Annotated in this window: 12 protein-coding genes; all 12 read left to right on the forward strand. The window is 61.0% G+C overall.

The genetic code is table 11. From position 1 onward, the window contains the following. Positions 1 to 33: 33 nt before the first annotated feature. The 12 genes from ACWICV_RS02575 to ACWICV_RS02630 all read left to right on the forward strand — a co-directional run bounded on the left by ACWICV_RS02575 (position 34) and on the right by ACWICV_RS02630 (position 14,133). Positions 34 to 1,095: a tRNA (adenine-N1)-methyltransferase gene (locus tag ACWICV_RS02575; RefSeq protein WP_105657835.1), complete on the forward strand. Its 1,062-nt coding sequence runs from the start codon at positions 34 to 36 to the stop codon at positions 1,093 to 1,095. Positions 1,096 to 1,315: 220 nt separating this feature from the next. Beyond that, positions 1,316 to 2,953 (forward strand): proteasome ATPase, encoded by a 1,638-nt coding sequence (gene arc, locus ACWICV_RS02580; RefSeq protein WP_402473354.1) that lies wholly within the window; start codon positions 1,316 to 1,318, stop codon positions 2,951 to 2,953. Further along, positions 2,950 to 4,566 carry a depupylase/deamidase Dop gene (gene dop, locus ACWICV_RS02585; RefSeq protein WP_400289036.1) on the forward strand — a complete coding sequence of 539 codons (1,617 nt, stop codon included), beginning with the start codon at positions 2,950 to 2,952 and terminating at the stop codon, positions 4,564 to 4,566. The genes arc and dop overlap by 4 nt, the downstream gene beginning before the upstream one ends. A gap of 66 nt (positions 4,567 to 4,632) precedes the next feature. Further along, positions 4,633 to 4,818 carry a ubiquitin-like protein Pup gene (locus tag ACWICV_RS02590; RefSeq protein ID WP_105657838.1) on the forward strand — a complete coding sequence of 62 codons (186 nt, stop codon included), beginning with the start codon at positions 4,633 to 4,635 and terminating at the stop codon, positions 4,816 to 4,818. A 78-nt stretch (positions 4,819 to 4,896) separates the two neighbouring features. Further along, positions 4,897 to 6,270 (forward strand): Pup--protein ligase, encoded by a 1,374-nt coding sequence (gene pafA, locus ACWICV_RS02595; protein WP_454090782.1) that lies wholly within the window; start codon positions 4,897 to 4,899, stop codon positions 6,268 to 6,270. Between the two features lie 119 nt (positions 6,271 to 6,389). Beyond that, positions 6,390 to 7,325, forward strand: coding sequence for an FKBP-type peptidyl-prolyl cis-trans isomerase (locus tag ACWICV_RS02600; RefSeq protein ID WP_400289040.1), 936 nt, complete (start codon positions 6,390 to 6,392; stop codon positions 7,323 to 7,325). A gap of 16 nt (positions 7,326 to 7,341) precedes the next feature. Next, positions 7,342 to 7,737 carry an FKBP-type peptidyl-prolyl cis-trans isomerase gene (locus ACWICV_RS02605; protein WP_013348985.1) on the forward strand — a complete coding sequence of 132 codons (396 nt, stop codon included), beginning with the start codon at positions 7,342 to 7,344 and terminating at the stop codon, positions 7,735 to 7,737. A gap of 93 nt (positions 7,738 to 7,830) precedes the next feature. Beyond that, a complete protein-coding gene (locus ACWICV_RS02610) occupies positions 7,831 to 9,834 on the forward strand; it encodes a helix-turn-helix transcriptional regulator (RefSeq protein ID WP_454090781.1) in 2,004 nt (667 codons plus the stop codon). A 102-nt stretch (positions 9,835 to 9,936) separates the two neighbouring features. Beyond that, positions 9,937 to 10,197 carry a hypothetical protein gene (locus ACWICV_RS02615; protein WP_133833372.1) on the forward strand — a complete coding sequence of 87 codons (261 nt, stop codon included), beginning with the start codon at positions 9,937 to 9,939 and terminating at the stop codon, positions 10,195 to 10,197. Positions 10,198 to 10,229: 32 nt separating this feature from the next. After that, complete coding sequence (gene tatA / locus ACWICV_RS02620) at positions 10,230 to 10,445, forward strand: Sec-independent protein translocase subunit TatA (protein ID WP_105657843.1); 216 nt, start codon at positions 10,230 to 10,232, stop codon at positions 10,443 to 10,445. 9 nt (positions 10,446 to 10,454) lie between these two features. Next, positions 10,455 to 11,321, forward strand: coding sequence for a twin-arginine translocase subunit TatC (gene tatC, locus ACWICV_RS02625; RefSeq protein ID WP_105657844.1), 867 nt, complete (start codon positions 10,455 to 10,457; stop codon positions 11,319 to 11,321). A gap of 28 nt (positions 11,322 to 11,349) precedes the next feature. After that, on the forward strand, positions 11,350 to 14,133 hold the full coding sequence (locus tag ACWICV_RS02630) for a DEAD/DEAH box helicase (RefSeq protein WP_332727056.1): 2,784 nt from the start codon (positions 11,350 to 11,352) through the stop codon (positions 14,131 to 14,133). The last annotated feature ends 13 nt before the right edge of the window (positions 14,134 to 14,146 follow it).

Raw genomic sequence — 14,146 nt, forward strand, 5'->3', positions numbered from 1 at the left:
AGACTGAAAAGCACCAAGAAAAGGATCACATCAGTGAGCGAAGCTAAGAGCCAGGCGCCGCACGGCGCGGCAGCCCGTCGCGGCCCCTTCCGTGTCGGCGACCGCGTGCAGCTGACCGACGAGAAACGCCGGATCAACACCATCACCCTGCAGCACGGTGGAGAGTTCCACACGCACAAGGGCGTGCTGCCGCACGAGGCCATCATCGGCCTGCCCGAAGGCTCGGTCATCGAGAATATCGACGGCTTCCGCTACCAGGCCCTGCGCCCGCTGGCCAAGGATTTCGTGCTCTCCATGCCGCGCGGCGCCACCGTGGTCTACCCGAAGGATGCCGCGCAGATCGTGCAGTTCGGCGACATCTTCCCGGGCGCACGCGTCGTCGAAGCCGGTGTCGGTTCCGGAGCGCTGTCCATCTCGCTGCTGCGCGCGGTCGGCGATGAGGGCTTCCTGCACTCCTTCGAGCGACGCGAGGAATTCGCCGATATCGCCCGCGGCAACATCTCCACCGTCTTCGGTGGCGAGCACCCCTCGTGGCAGATCTCCATCGGCGACTTCCAGGACAGGGTCGTCGAGCTGGAAGCACCGGGCAGCATCGACCGCGTGGTCCTGGACATGCTCAGCCCCTGGGAATGCCTGGATGCGGTAGCTACCGTGCTGGCGCCGGGCGGCGTGTGGACCAACTACGTGTCCTCGGTGACCCAGATGTCCCGCGTGGTCGAGGCCATCCGCGCTTCGGGCCAGTTCACCGAGCCAGAGTGCTTCGAAACCCTGGTGCGCGGCTGGCACGTCGACGGCCTGGCTGTCCGCCCGGATCACCGGATGGTGGCGCACACCGCATTCCTGATCACCTGCCGCCGTCTGGCCGATTCCGCCGATGGCATCCCGAAGGCCAAGCGCATCAAGGAGCACTCGTACTCCGATGAGGACCTGAGCGCATGGACGCGCGATCACGCCGAGGGCGAGTGGACCGCTGAAGCACTGGGCGAGCGCGGCTTGTCGGATAAGAAGCTGCGCCGGGCCGCCCGCGATGCCAACCAGTCCGTGCGCGTGCGTGCCGCTGAAGAAGGCGCCGAAGGCGCTGGCGGCGAAGCCTGAGCTGCAACCATATATTGAGACATTGCGTCTCATTATGTGACATTGGGCCCCGAGTGTTCTGCACTCGGGGCCTTCAGTTCCTAGGATGGAAGCAAGACGGTGCGCCAAGCACCGGAAAAAACCTCATCAGGGCGCACGAACCGCCCCGGTGACGTTGGATGTTGGAGGTTGGAACGTGAACGATAATCGCGAGGCAGAACAATTGGCCGAGCGGCTGCAGATGACCGAACGCCAGGTCAACGTGCTGCGCGACAAGAATCGCAACCTCGACAAGCAACTCGCCGGGATCAGCGGCAATAACAAGCGCCTGGTGGCCCTGCTGGAAACCACCCGCGAGCAGATCATCAACCTGAAGTCGGCGCTGGAAAAGGACGGGGACACTCCCTTCAGCCACGGCACCATCGTGGCCAAGCACCCGCGCAAGCACCCCGATCCCGGGCTCGGCATCGAATCCACCGGCGCCCAGTCCGCAGATGTCATCTACTCCGGGCGCAAGATGCGCGTGGCCGTCAGCCCGCTGATGGATTTCGACAAGCTGGTCATCGGCCAGCAGGTGCTGCTCAATGAAGCTCTGGTGATCGTCGCGGCCCTGGGATTCGAAGAGACCGGTGAACTGGTCACGGTCAAGGAACTGCTGGAAAATCACCACGCCGTAGTCATGGCCCGTGCCGATGACCAGCGCGTCGTTGAACTCGCTGGCCCGCTGCGCGAGATGCACCTGCGCGTGGGCGACCAGCTGGCCATCGATTCGCGTTCGGGCATGGCGGTATCCCGCGTCCAGCTCACCGACATGCAGTCCCTGGTGCTCGAGGAAGTCCCGGACATTGCCTACTCGGACATTGGCGGGCTGAACTCGCAGATCGAAGCCATCAAGGACTCGGTGGAGCTGCCCTTCACCCACCCTGAGCTGTACCGCGAACACGGGTTGAGCGCGCCAAAGGGGATCCTGCTCTACGGCCCTCCGGGCTGCGGCAAGACCCTGATCGCCAAGGCGGTGGCGCACTCCCTGGCCCAGCGCGTCGTCGAGCGCAAGGAAGGGGCCAGCAACCGCAGCTACTTCCTGAACATCAAGGGTCCGGAGCTGCTGGACAAGTACGTGGGCGAAACCGAGCGGCACATCCGCCTGATCTTCGCCCGCGCCCGGGAGAAGGCGCTGCATGGAGATCCGGTGGTGGTGTTCTTCGACGAGATGGAAGCGCTGTTCCGTACCCGCGGCACCGGTGTCTCCTCGGATGTGGAAACCACCATCGTGCCGCAGCTGCTGGCCGAAATTGACGGCGTAGAGCGCCTGGATAACGTGATTGTCATCGGCGCGTCCAACCGCGAGGACATGATCGACCCGGCGATCCTGCGTCCGGGACGCCTGGACGTCAAGATCAAGATCCGCCGTCCCGATGCCGAGGGCGCCACAGAAATCTTCAGCAAGTACCTGACGACCGAACTGCCGCTGCACGCCGATGAGCTCGATGCCGATGCCGGGGATGCCGGCGCCACCATAGCGCGCATGATCCGCGGAGCCGTCCAGGCAATGTACTCCACCGAGCGGATCAACGAATTCCTCGAAGTCACCTATGTTACCGGTGCCACCGAAGTGCTCTACTTCAAGGACTTCGCCTCGGGCGCGGTCATCCACAACATCGTGGACCGCGCCAAGAAGCATGCCATCAAGGCGCTGATTACGCAGAACGAACGCGGACTGAAAATGGAGTACCTGCTGCGTGCGGTGCGCGAGGAGTTCGCCGAGCACGAAGACATGCCCAACACCACCAACCCCGATGATTGGGCCCGAATTTCCGGCCGCAAGGGCGAGCGGATCAGCAACATCCGTTCCCTGGTCCAGCAGCAGGCCGGCAAATGAGCGCACGTCGGCTGGTCGGCCTGGAAACCGAATACGGAATTATCCGCCCGAACATGCCCAAGGCCAACGCCACGGTGCTTTCGGCGCAGATCGTTGACGCCTACGCGCAATTGGTCGCCGAGCAGGATTCGGCGGCCAAGGCAGCACGCTGGGACTACAGCGACGAATCCCCGCTGCAAGATGCGCGCGGATTCGCCATGGACCGGGCCCAAGCGCATCCGAGCCAGCTGACCGACCTGGAGCCGGGGCTGGACGACGAGGGCATCTGGACCGCCGAATCCATTGCGCTGGATGGCAACGACGCGCATCTGGGTTCAACGCTCTACCAGGAGAAGGAATCCACGGATGTCGTGATGAACATGGTCCTGGGCAACGGCGCACGCCTGTACGTCGACCACGCCCACCCGGAATACTCCAGCCCCGAATCGATGACCCCGCGTGATGCGGTGCTCTGGGACCAAGCCGGCGATGAAGTGATGCGCCGCGCCGCGGCCGCCGCCCAGCGCCTGGGCAGCGGGGAACTGCTGCTGTACAAGAACAACACCGATAACAAGTCGGTCTCCTACGGCTCGCATGAGAACTACCTGATGCCGCGCGGCATCGAGTTCTCTTCGATTGTCCGCGGGCTCACCCCGTTCTTTGCCAGCAGGCAGATCTTCTGCGGTGCCGGCCGGGTGGGCCAGGGCATGCTCAACGAGCGCGCCGCCTTCCAGGTCTCCCAGCGTGCCGACTTCTTCGAGGCGGAAGTGGGCCTGGAAACCACGATCAACCGCCCGATCATCAACACCCGCGATGAACCGCACGCGAACTGGGACAAGTACCGCCGCCTGCACGTGATCATCGGGGATGCGAACCTCGGGCAGATCTCCACCCTGCTGCGCGTGGGCACCACCAACTTGGTACTCTCGCTGATCGAAGCGGGGATGGCCCCGCAGCTGGAACTGGTCGAGCCGGTCCTGGCCTTGCAGCAAATCAGCCACGACCCCACCCTGAAGGCCAAGGTGCGGTTGCGCGGCGGGGTCCAGCTCACCGCCATTGAAATCCAGCGCCATTACCTGCATGCGGCAGAAAACTACTGTGCGGCACGCGGCATTGATGATCCGGACACCACCGAGATCCTCAGCCGTTGGGCGCAGATCCTGGAGTTGCTCGAGTGCGACCCGATGGACGCGGCAGACCAGATTGACTGGATCGCCAAATACCAGCTGGTCAACGGCTTCGCCCAGCGCCACCAGCTTGAGCTGTCCGATCCACGCGTGGCGATGCTGGACCTGCAATGGGCTGATTTGCGGACCGATAAGGGCTTGTACTACCGCATGGCCGAACGCGGGGCCATCCAGAGGATCTTCAGCCAGCAGGAGATCAACCAAGCCGTGGCCAGCCCGCCGGAAGATACCCGGGCCTACCTGCGCGGCATGACCCTGCAGCGCTATGCGCCCTACGTGGTCGCAGCGAACTGGGATGCGTTGTCCTTCGCCGTCCCCGGGGCGCGCAAGATCAGCCGCTTCCACATGCCCGAACCGCTGGGCGGAACCCGTGCGCAGGTTGGCGAGCTGTTCGACACGCAGCTGGAGATTGCGGAATTTATCGACGAATTGGCCAGGCGTCGCTAATCGGCGCAGAATAGGTATGAGTCTCGGCGCGTAATTCCGGGATTCACGACGACTTAGGAGAAAACGATGACTCAGGAAAGCTTCTCGGCCCGCCGCAGCACCCAGAACCAGCAGGCCGAAACGGAACAGGTCCAGGTGAACACCACCGGCCAGTCCGCCGGCGTGGATGACCTGCTGGACGAGATCGACTCGGTGCTGGAATCCAACGCTGAAGAGTTCGTCCGCGGATTCGTGCAAAAGGGCGGCCAGTAAGCCCCAACGGGCACACAGCTTTGGAAGTCGTGTTCTGACCAATGTGGCGGAACCGCAGTTGAGGGGAAGTAGCTTCGCGTGGATCGCAGAATCTTTGGTCTGGAAACCGAATTCGGGCTGAATTATGTCCCGTCGGATGGGCGCCGGCTCACCCCGGAGGATGCCGCACGGCACCTGTTCAAGCCGGTAGTCAGCTGGGGGCGCAGTTCGAATGTGTTCCTGGAGAACGGCTCGCGCCTCTACCTGGATGTGGGCTCGCACCCGGAGTACGCCACCGCGGAATGCGACCAGCTCAAGCAGCTGATCGCCCACGACCGCGCAGGGGAGGCGTTCATGCTGGACCTCGTTGACCAGGCAGAGGACCAGCTGGCCGAGGAAGGCCACGAAGGCCGGATCTACATGTTCAAGAACAATGTGGACTCCGCCGGGAACTCCTATGGCTGCCACGAGAACTACCTGATTCCACGCAAAATCGAGTTCAAGCGCCTCGCTGACATGCTCATCCCTTTCCTCGTCACCCGCCAGCTATTGTGCGGTGCCGGGCATCTGATCACCGATGAAGAGCAGACCAAGTACGTCTTCTCCCAGCGCGCCGATCACATGTGGGAGGGGGTCTCCTCGGCCACAACGCGCTCGCGTCCGATCATCAATACCCGCGATGAGCCGCACGCCGATGCCGAGTACCACCGCCGGCTGCATGTCATAGTGGGCGACTCGTCGATGAGCGAAACCACCCAGCTGCTGAAGATCGGCGCCACCGACCTGGTGCTGCGCCTGATCGAATCCGGCGAAATCTACCACGATCTGCGACTGGAAAACCCGATTCGCTCCATCCGCCAGATCTCCCACGATTTCACTGGCCAGACCGTGGTGCGGCTCATGGGCGGCGACGAACCGACCGCACTGCAGATCCAGTGGATCCTCTTCGAATCCGTCAAGGAACTCATCGCCCGCCACGGCGCGCACCACGACCAGGTGGATACCGTCCTGGAATTGTGGGAACGCACGCTGAACGCAGTGGAAAGCCAGGACTTCTCGCTGATCGACCGGGACATCGACTGGGCGATCAAGCACAAGCTGCTCACGGGCTATGCCCAGAAGAACTCCCTGGAGCTCTCGGCGCCACGGATCGCGCAGCTGAACCTGACTTACCATGACATCGACCCGCAGCGCGGCCTGTTCCACCTGCTCAAGCGCCGCGGCCTGGCCAGCGCAGTCGTCTCCGACGCTGAAATCAATCAGGCTGTGAACAACCCGCCAGCCACGACACGCGCGGCACTGCGAAGCAAATTCATTCGCGCCGCCCGCGCCAATGGGCGACGCTATAGCGCCGATTGGGTCCACATGAAGTATGAGGATGGCCCGGGCGGAATTGTGCTGTGCAAGGACCCGTTCGCAACCACCAATTCACAGATTGACGAGCTCATTGAGCTGATGGGCCAGCAGCTTTAGCTAGCTGGAAACAAGTATTTACACAGCAAAAACCTCTAAGCTGGACGCAGATCATTACGGGCCTTGCCCTGTGCAAGCCCGCAATGCATGACCAGCTAGTCCAACCGGAAAGAAGATTCGTGCGAAAAGTTTTGGCAGTATGCGCCACCGCGTCCATCCTTGCCCTGGCGTCCTGCGGTTCGGGTTCGTCATCCCTGAGCGGCATCGACGTCAAGCCAGCAGAAGATAGCAAAACCGCACCTGAGGTCAAATTCGATGCGCCGCTCCTGACCGAAAAGTCAGAAGCAGTCACCGTGGTGGAGGGCGAGGGTTCCGACATCAAGGAAGGCGACACCATCCAGATCCAGTCGGGCCTGTACAAGACCATCGACGGCCTGCTGACCAATGAGAACTTCACTGCTGATCCGGCTCCCATGAAGGTTGACGAGACGCTCAAGGAGCAGATGCCCGAGCTCTACGAAACCCTGCTGAAGTCCCAGATTGGCGACTGGATCGCCTACGCAGCCATCGAAGGCGTTCAGCAGCCGGACGGGTCCATCGCCGAACCGGCCGAAGGCTCGCGTGCCGAACGGCTGATCGTGATCAAGATTGCGGACTCCAAGAGCCCTAGCCAGACGATGGGCAAGGAAGAAGTCCAGCAGCTCAAGGACGACGGCAAGCTCCCCACCGTGAAGACCGGCAAGGGCGATCCGCAGATCACCATCCCCAAGGACACCGAAGCCCCGGCAGGCCTGGCAGTGGACGTCCTTGAAGAAGGCGACGGCCCAGCCGTTGGCCAAACGTCCAAGGTCACTGCCCACTACCACGGCGTGCGCTGGGAAGATGGCAAGAAATTCGACGGCAACTTCGGCAACGAAGAAGGCTTCGAAGCCGATATGGCCGGCGGAGTCATCCAGGGCTGGCTGCAGGGCTTCCAGGGCCTGAAGGAAGGCAGCAAGGTCTTGCTGACTGTCCCAACGGACTTGGCCTACGGCGACACCGCTGAAGCCCAGGGGCGTCCTGCAGGACCACTGGTCTTCTACGTAGAATTAGACAAGGTAAGCGAAAGCAAGTAACAGAAAGGCCGTGACTATGTCGTTCGGAGAACGCAACTACGACCGCACCAAGCCTGAGATCGATTTCCCGGGCACCGACGCTCCTGAAGAACTGGTCATCACCGACCTGGTCGAGGGAACCGGCGCCGAGGTCACCCCAGGCACCACCGTTGAAGCGCACTATGTAGGCGTTGCCTGGTCCACCGGCGAAGAGTTCGACTCTTCCTGGGGCCGCGGGCAGACCCTCGACTTCCCAGTGGGTGTCGGAATGGTTATCCAGGGCTGGGACCAGGGCCTGCTGGGCATGAAGGTCGGCGGCCGTCGCCGACTGGATATCCCATCGCACCTGGCCTACGGCGAGCGTGGCGCCCCAGGCGCCATTGCGCCTAACGAAGCACTGATTTTCGTTGTGGATCTGATGGGCACCAAGTAATTCCAAGTGCTGGCAATGGCCTCGACTAAATAATCGGGGCCATTGCTGTCCCAGAAGTCATCCTTATCGGCGAAAGTTGGTTAGTCTAGGCACGTGAGCACAAAGCAATCCCCGGGACCCAGCAAGGCAGAACGCCTGACCAGCCTCATCTATGCGCTGGCAACTAAATCACGGAAGTTCAACGCCGACCGCATTGGATCCTATTTGGTGCCAGGCGGTACCAAGGAGACCCGAGAGAAGGCGCTGGATCGCCTCAAGGACGATATCCGCAATGACTTCGGGTTGCAGCTGGACAAAGAAGTAATCGACGATGTTACGTACTACAGCATCGACACGACCGAGTGGTTCTTGCCGCCGGTGGAATTCAGCCCCGCAGAAGCCGGCCTGGTCGCATTGGCCGCGAGCCTTTGGAAAGACACCAAGCTCCAGTCATTGGGGCTCAATGCCGCGGCCCGAGTCACCGGCCATGATGGCGTGGCCTCGCCGGTCGCTCGGTTAGCCGGCTCATTGGTCCCACGCCTTTCCATGGATGAACCGAACTTCCGCGAATGCGCCCTGGCGGTCTTCAACCGCAACACGCTCAAGTTCGCCTATACGTCCTCTGGCGGCGCACAGAGCGAACGAATTGTTGATGTGTGGGGGATCGGGCAGCGCTACGGCAACTGGTACTTCACCGGCTATGACCACACGCGGAAAGATACCCGTGTCTTCCGCCTCTCGCGGGTTCAGGGCAAGTTCACGAATTACCGGCATGGCGGCGCTAACGCCGACGGGCAGTACCACGCCCGCCCCCAGGATTTCGACATGACCCAGGTCTTGCAGGATTTCGACCTGCAGAATCCGGGACTGGTGGCAACGGTGCGGCTCTTGGGCGATGAAGCAATCCCGCTGCGCGCCCAGGCAGTAAATGGCCGCAGCGATCAGGATGAGCTGCAGATCGGCTATGCGGATCCGCATTCATTTGCCCAGCAGCTGGCAGCTTATGGTCCGGCCGTGAAAGTCCTGGGACCCTCCGAACTGGTGGCCCAGGTGCGCCGGATTCTGCGCGACGCGCGCAGCTCCCAGACCAGCCAGGGCAACCAGGATGCCTACGCAGAGGTGAAGTTCCGTCCGCATCGCGCTACCGGCCGTGGCACCACCACAACTCAGGTCATGCGAAATATCGACATGATCCAGTATGTGCACGCCCATGGTGCCGTAGAAATCGAAGCGCTGGCAGAACGCTACTCCATGAGCGTTGCCAAGGTTCGTGAAGAGCTGGCCATGATCATGATGTGCGGTGTCCCGTACGGCCAGCATGACGAACTGATCAACGTCAATGACGGCGACGTTGAATCCGATACCGTTACGATCTCCAATGCAGCCCTGCTGGCCGAGCCGCAGAAGCTGGCGCCGCTGGAAGCAGTAGCCGTGCTCGGCGGGCTCAACGCCCTGGCAAGCATTCCCGAGTTCGAGCACCAGCAGGTGCTCGACACGGCACTGGCCAAGGTGAATTCCGCGGTGGCCCGTTTTGACGGCTGGAGCGGGGCGCTGGGCTTCGCACTGTCCAAGGCGCGCGAGAACGATATTCCGCAGCAGCTGATTCAGGCGATTCGTTCCCAAGACGTCGTGCGCATCGATTACTACTCGGCCCGTTCGCGAACTCACCAGGTTCGCGATGTGGAACCGATCCGGCTCATTGAAGACGGAGCGGTGCAGTACCTGCGGGCTTGGTGCCGAAAGCGCCAGAGCCTATTAACTTTCCGGGTGGACCGGATGTTAAGTGTGGAAACTGCCGGTGAACAATTCGAGCTGGCGGCTCGGCATGAAGACCAGCAAGATGTCCAGATCCGGTATGCCTCCAACGACGATGACTTAGAGGTCATGGTCTATGTAGACGCCGAGATCTTACCGGTTATCGAAGCTTTCCATCCTCTTTCCTGGTCCACGGGAAAGGTCGGTACGGGGTATCTGGCCAACGTCCGGTTCTCGGATCACCAGGTAGCTGCGCCGCTCGTGGCTCGCCATAGCGGTAAACTGACTGTGGTCTCTCCTGACGCTACGCGCGAACAGGTAGTGAACTGGTTGGACGAGACTATCGCAATGTATGAGGATTAATAGATGCTTCCTTGGTGGTTTTGGGTACTTTTGTGGACTGTGCTCGTTTTGGCGACAATACTTGTTGCGGCACTTGCCGGCTTCCGTTTGTTCAAACGGGGAATGGCGGTCGTCGAGGGCCTGGGCGACGCTGCGGATCACATCAGCGCCGGTTTAAGCCAGGAGGGCACCGTCGTCGAGTACGCTGCGAACCCTCGTCGCTACCCGCACGGAACCGATGCCACGCACGCGGATCCGGAGAAGATCAAAAAGCTTCGCGATAAGGGCAAAGCTGAAAGAATCGAGGCGCGTCGAGTTCGCCGCGTCGCACGTCGCGCACAGCGCGGCCAAGCTCAGAACATGCGCGATCTTGGCTTGTTCTGACGTAGACTTTAGATAGAGAGAAGGGAATCCACATGGGTGGCTTACAGGGATGGCATTTGGTCATCATTATCGTGCTTGCACTGCTGCTTTTCGGCGCTCCAAAGCTTCCAGGCTTGGCTCGCTCGATGGGCCAGTCGCTGCGCATTTTCAAGTCCGAGGTTCGCCAGATGAAGGATGATGATCCTAAATCTGAAACCGTTGATGGCACCATCAATGATCCGAACCCCAACGAAAAGAACAACTCGTAGACCTCTTCAGTGGCAACAAATAAAGACAAGAATCCGCGCAGCAAGAAGAAGCGGGCCAAGGACGCAGAAGGTCGGATGGCTCTCAAAGAGCATCTGATTGAAGCACGGAACCGGTTATTCAAGTCGCTCATCGCGCTGACCTTGGGCACGGTAGCCGGTTTCTTCGTATACGACTGGCTGCTTGCCTTGCTGATCGCGCCTGTGAAAGCTGCCGGCGGCTCGGTAGTGTTCACCGCGGTGATGTCACCCTTCGACATCATGATCAAGGTGGCGCTGTTCGTCGGCCTGATCGTTTCCTCGCCGGTGTGGCTCTACCAGCTGTGGGCATTCATCGTGCCGGGACTGAAAAAGAACGAGCGCCGTTTGAGCTACAGCTTCGTAGCAGCCGCGGTTCCGCTGTTCCTTGGCGGCGTGGCGATGGCCTACTTCGTTCTTCCGTTTGCGCTGGAATTCTTCATTAGCCTGTCACCGGAGAACTCGGATAACCTGCTGAACATTTCCGAGTACCTGCCGTTTATCTTCCGCCTGCTCCTGGCATTCGGCTTGGCCATGCTGGTACCGGTACTGATGGTTGGCCTGAACATGGTTGGCGTCCTGCCAGCCAAGCTCATCTTGAAGAACTGGCGTATCACCGTCTTCCTCATCGCCCTGGTTGCCGCTATGGCAGCACCAGGCGGCGATGCAATCACCATGTTCGCGTTGGCTGGACCGTTGTTCCTCACCTTCGCCGTTGCCACCTTGATCTGCCACTTCAACGACAAGAAGCGCGCAAAGAAGCTGGCGGCACGGGAAGCCGAGAATGAACGCCTAGCAGCTGGTGAAACTTCTGGCATTGAAACCCCTAGCTCGATTGACGAACCTAAATCCCAGCTCTGAACCAGGGCAAGAAAGTGAACGACCACAAGTGACTTCACCCGCGGAACGCTACGCGAATTCCAAGGCACGGCAGGTCGAAAACGGCACTGCACTTCCTGGATTCCGGGCAAGCATCTCCTTCGACCTGGATCCATTCCAGGCCGAAGCTTGCCAGAAGGTCGCAGAAGGGCACAGCGTACTGGTCGCTGCGCCCACCGGCGCCGGAAAAACTGTTGTTGGCGAATACGCCATCTACCAGGCTCTAGGCGAGAACCGCAAGGCTTTCTACACCACGCCCATCAAGGCGCTGAGCAACCAGAAGTATTCGGAACTGGTCAATCGCTATGGAGCGCAGAAGGTCGGGTTGCTGACCGGCGACACCTCCATCAACTCCGAAGCGCAGATCGTCGTCATGACCACCGAAGTGCTGCGCAATATGCTGTACGCGGATTCCCAAACCCTCGACGGCTTGGGCTACGTGATCATGGATGAGGTCCACTACCTCGCCGATAAATTCCGTGGTGCCGTATGGGAAGAAGTCATCATCCATCTGCCGTCCAACGTGCAGATCATTTCACTCTCGGCAACCGTGTCTAACGCCGAGGAATTCGGTGGCTGGCTGGATACTGTCCGGGGCCAGACCGATGTCATCGTCTCCGAGCATCGCCCGGTGCCGCTCTTCCAGCACGTCATGGTCGGCCCTAACGTGGTGGACCTGTTTGCCGAAGACGTAGCCTTCGACAAGGTGGCTGAAGACGATTCAAAGGCCTCGGTCAACCCCGAACTGCGAAAACTCGTACGCTCCCACAGCCCTGGCGGCCGAGTGCAGCGCGGCCGGGGTCGCGGCGGCCGCGGCCCCCAGCGCAGTTCAGGCATGGGGCACCGCATCAACCGTCCAGCGGTTATCGGGAAGCTTGACCGGGCTGCTCTGCTGCCAGCTATCTTCTTCATTTTCTCCCGCAAGGGCTGCGATATGGCCGTGCAGCAGTGCGCCATGGCTGACCTGCGCCTGACGACCAATGAAGAAGCCGCCGAGATCGCGCAAGCGCTGGATGAAGTCGCCTACCGGATCCCCAGCGAAGACCTGGACGTTCTAGAATTCTGGTCCTGGCGCGATGGTCTGGTTCGCGGCTTCGCTTCCCACCACGCCGGCCTGCTCCCGATCTTCAAGGAAATCGTTGAAGACCTCTTTGCACGCAACCTGATCAAGGTGGTGTTCGCAACCGAGACCCTGGCACTGGGCGTGAACATGCCAGCACGCTCGGTCGTGCTGGAAAAACTGGTCAAATTCAACGGAGAATCCCACGTGCAGATCTCTTCGGGGGAGTACACCCAGCTCACCGGCCGTGCCGGGCGCCGCGGCATTGACGTCGAAGGCCATTCGATTGTTGTCTGGAACCCCGACCTGGAACCGGAATCCTTGGCAGGACTCGCTTCGAAGCGAACCTATCCGCTGAATTCCTCGTTCCGTCCGACCTACAACATGTCCACCAACTTGCTGGCGCAGTTTGGCCGTGAACAGACTCGTCAAATCCTCGAAACCTCCTTTGCCCAGTACCAGGCGGACCGTTCCGTGGTGGGCATGGCGCGCCAGGTGCGTTCCAAGGAAGAATCCCTGGCCGGCTACGCCAAGTCGATGGAATGCCATCTCGGAGATTTCACCGAGTACCTGAAACTCCAACGAAACCTGGCCCAGGTCGAGAAGAACGCTGCGAAGGACCGCCGCCACGAGCGCCGTTCGGCAGCTGAGCAGTCCCTGCAGGCCGTGATCCGCGGCGACGTGGTGGACCTGCCAGGTGGCCGCCGCTTCGGCCGCGCCGTGGTCGTCGAGCTTGATAAGGCCATGTACAACCCGCGACACACCGTGCTGACCGAAGAAGCGCAGCTTCGCCGGCTCTCGGTGGAAGACCTCAACGGACCAGTGCAGATCATTTCGCGGATCAAGATTCCCAAGGGGTTCAACGGGCGCACACCGAAGGAGCGCCGGGACCTTGCTTCATCCTTGCGCAACGCGATCTACGAGTCGCGTCCTCCACGCCAGGACGCCCAGAGCTTTGATTTCGAAGGCTCGGATTCCTTCGAGCGTGAAATCAACGCACTGCGCCTGGAGCTCAAGGACCATCCTTGCCACGCCTGCTCGGAGAAGGACCAGCACATGCGCTGGGCCGACAGGTACTGGAAGCTGAAGAAGGACACGGACAAGGCCCGTCGCGCCATCCGCGGGCGAACCAATACCATTGCCACGCAGTTCGACAAGGTCTGCAAAGTGCTCGAGCAGTTCGAATACCTCGTGCCTTCCGAGGGCGGCGAAGATTTCGCGCTGACCGACTCGGGCCGCCGCCTGCGCCGCATCTATGGCGACCGAGATCTGCTCACCAGCCAAATCCTGGAGACCGGCAAGCTCACGCAGCTCAATGCGGAAGAACTCTGCGCGGTTGTCGCCAGCCTGGTCTATCAGGCACGCCGCGACGGGGACCGTGCCGATCCGAAAATGCCAACGGGCAAGATCGATGACATCTGGAATAGCACCATCAAGATTTGGGGCGAGCTATCGGACGCTGAAGAGGCCTTGGGCCTTGACCCGACCGCTCCACCGGAATCCGGTTTGATCTGGCCAATGTACAAGTGGGCCCGCGGTTCGAGCCTGAACAGCGCGCTGCGCGGTACCGATCTGGCACCGGGTGACTTCGTGCGCTGGGCCAAGCAGGTCATCGACACATTGGACCAGTTCGCAAAGAATAGCGACCTTCCGCCATTGCTGGTTCGCAATGCCTACAAGGCAGTAGACCAGATCAAGCGCGGTGTAGTGGCCTACTCGAACGTGCTGGACTAGCCAGCAGGTCCAG

The organism is Glutamicibacter sp. NPDC055354 (assembly GCF_053644955.1).

What these genes read in the sequence shown, in the direction of transcription:
- arc (WP_402473354.1), top strand. Translation starts at nt 1,316, where the DNA reads ATGACCGAACGCCAGGTCAACGTGCTGCGCGACAAGAATCGCAACCTC.
- ACWICV_RS02605 (WP_013348985.1), top strand. Translation starts at nt 7,342, where the DNA reads ATGTCGTTCGGAGAACGCAACTACGACCGCACCAAGCCTGAGATCGAT.
- ACWICV_RS02615 (WP_133833372.1), top strand. Translation starts at nt 9,937, where the DNA reads ATGGCGGTCGTCGAGGGCCTGGGCGACGCTGCGGATCACATCAGCGCC.
- ACWICV_RS02590 (WP_105657838.1), top strand. Translation starts at nt 4,633, where the DNA reads ATGACTCAGGAAAGCTTCTCGGCCCGCCGCAGCACCCAGAACCAGCAG.
- dop (WP_400289036.1), top strand. Translation starts at nt 2,950, where the DNA reads ATGAGCGCACGTCGGCTGGTCGGCCTGGAAACCGAATACGGAATTATC.
- tatA (WP_105657843.1), top strand. Translation starts at nt 10,230, where the DNA reads ATGGGTGGCTTACAGGGATGGCATTTGGTCATCATTATCGTGCTTGCA.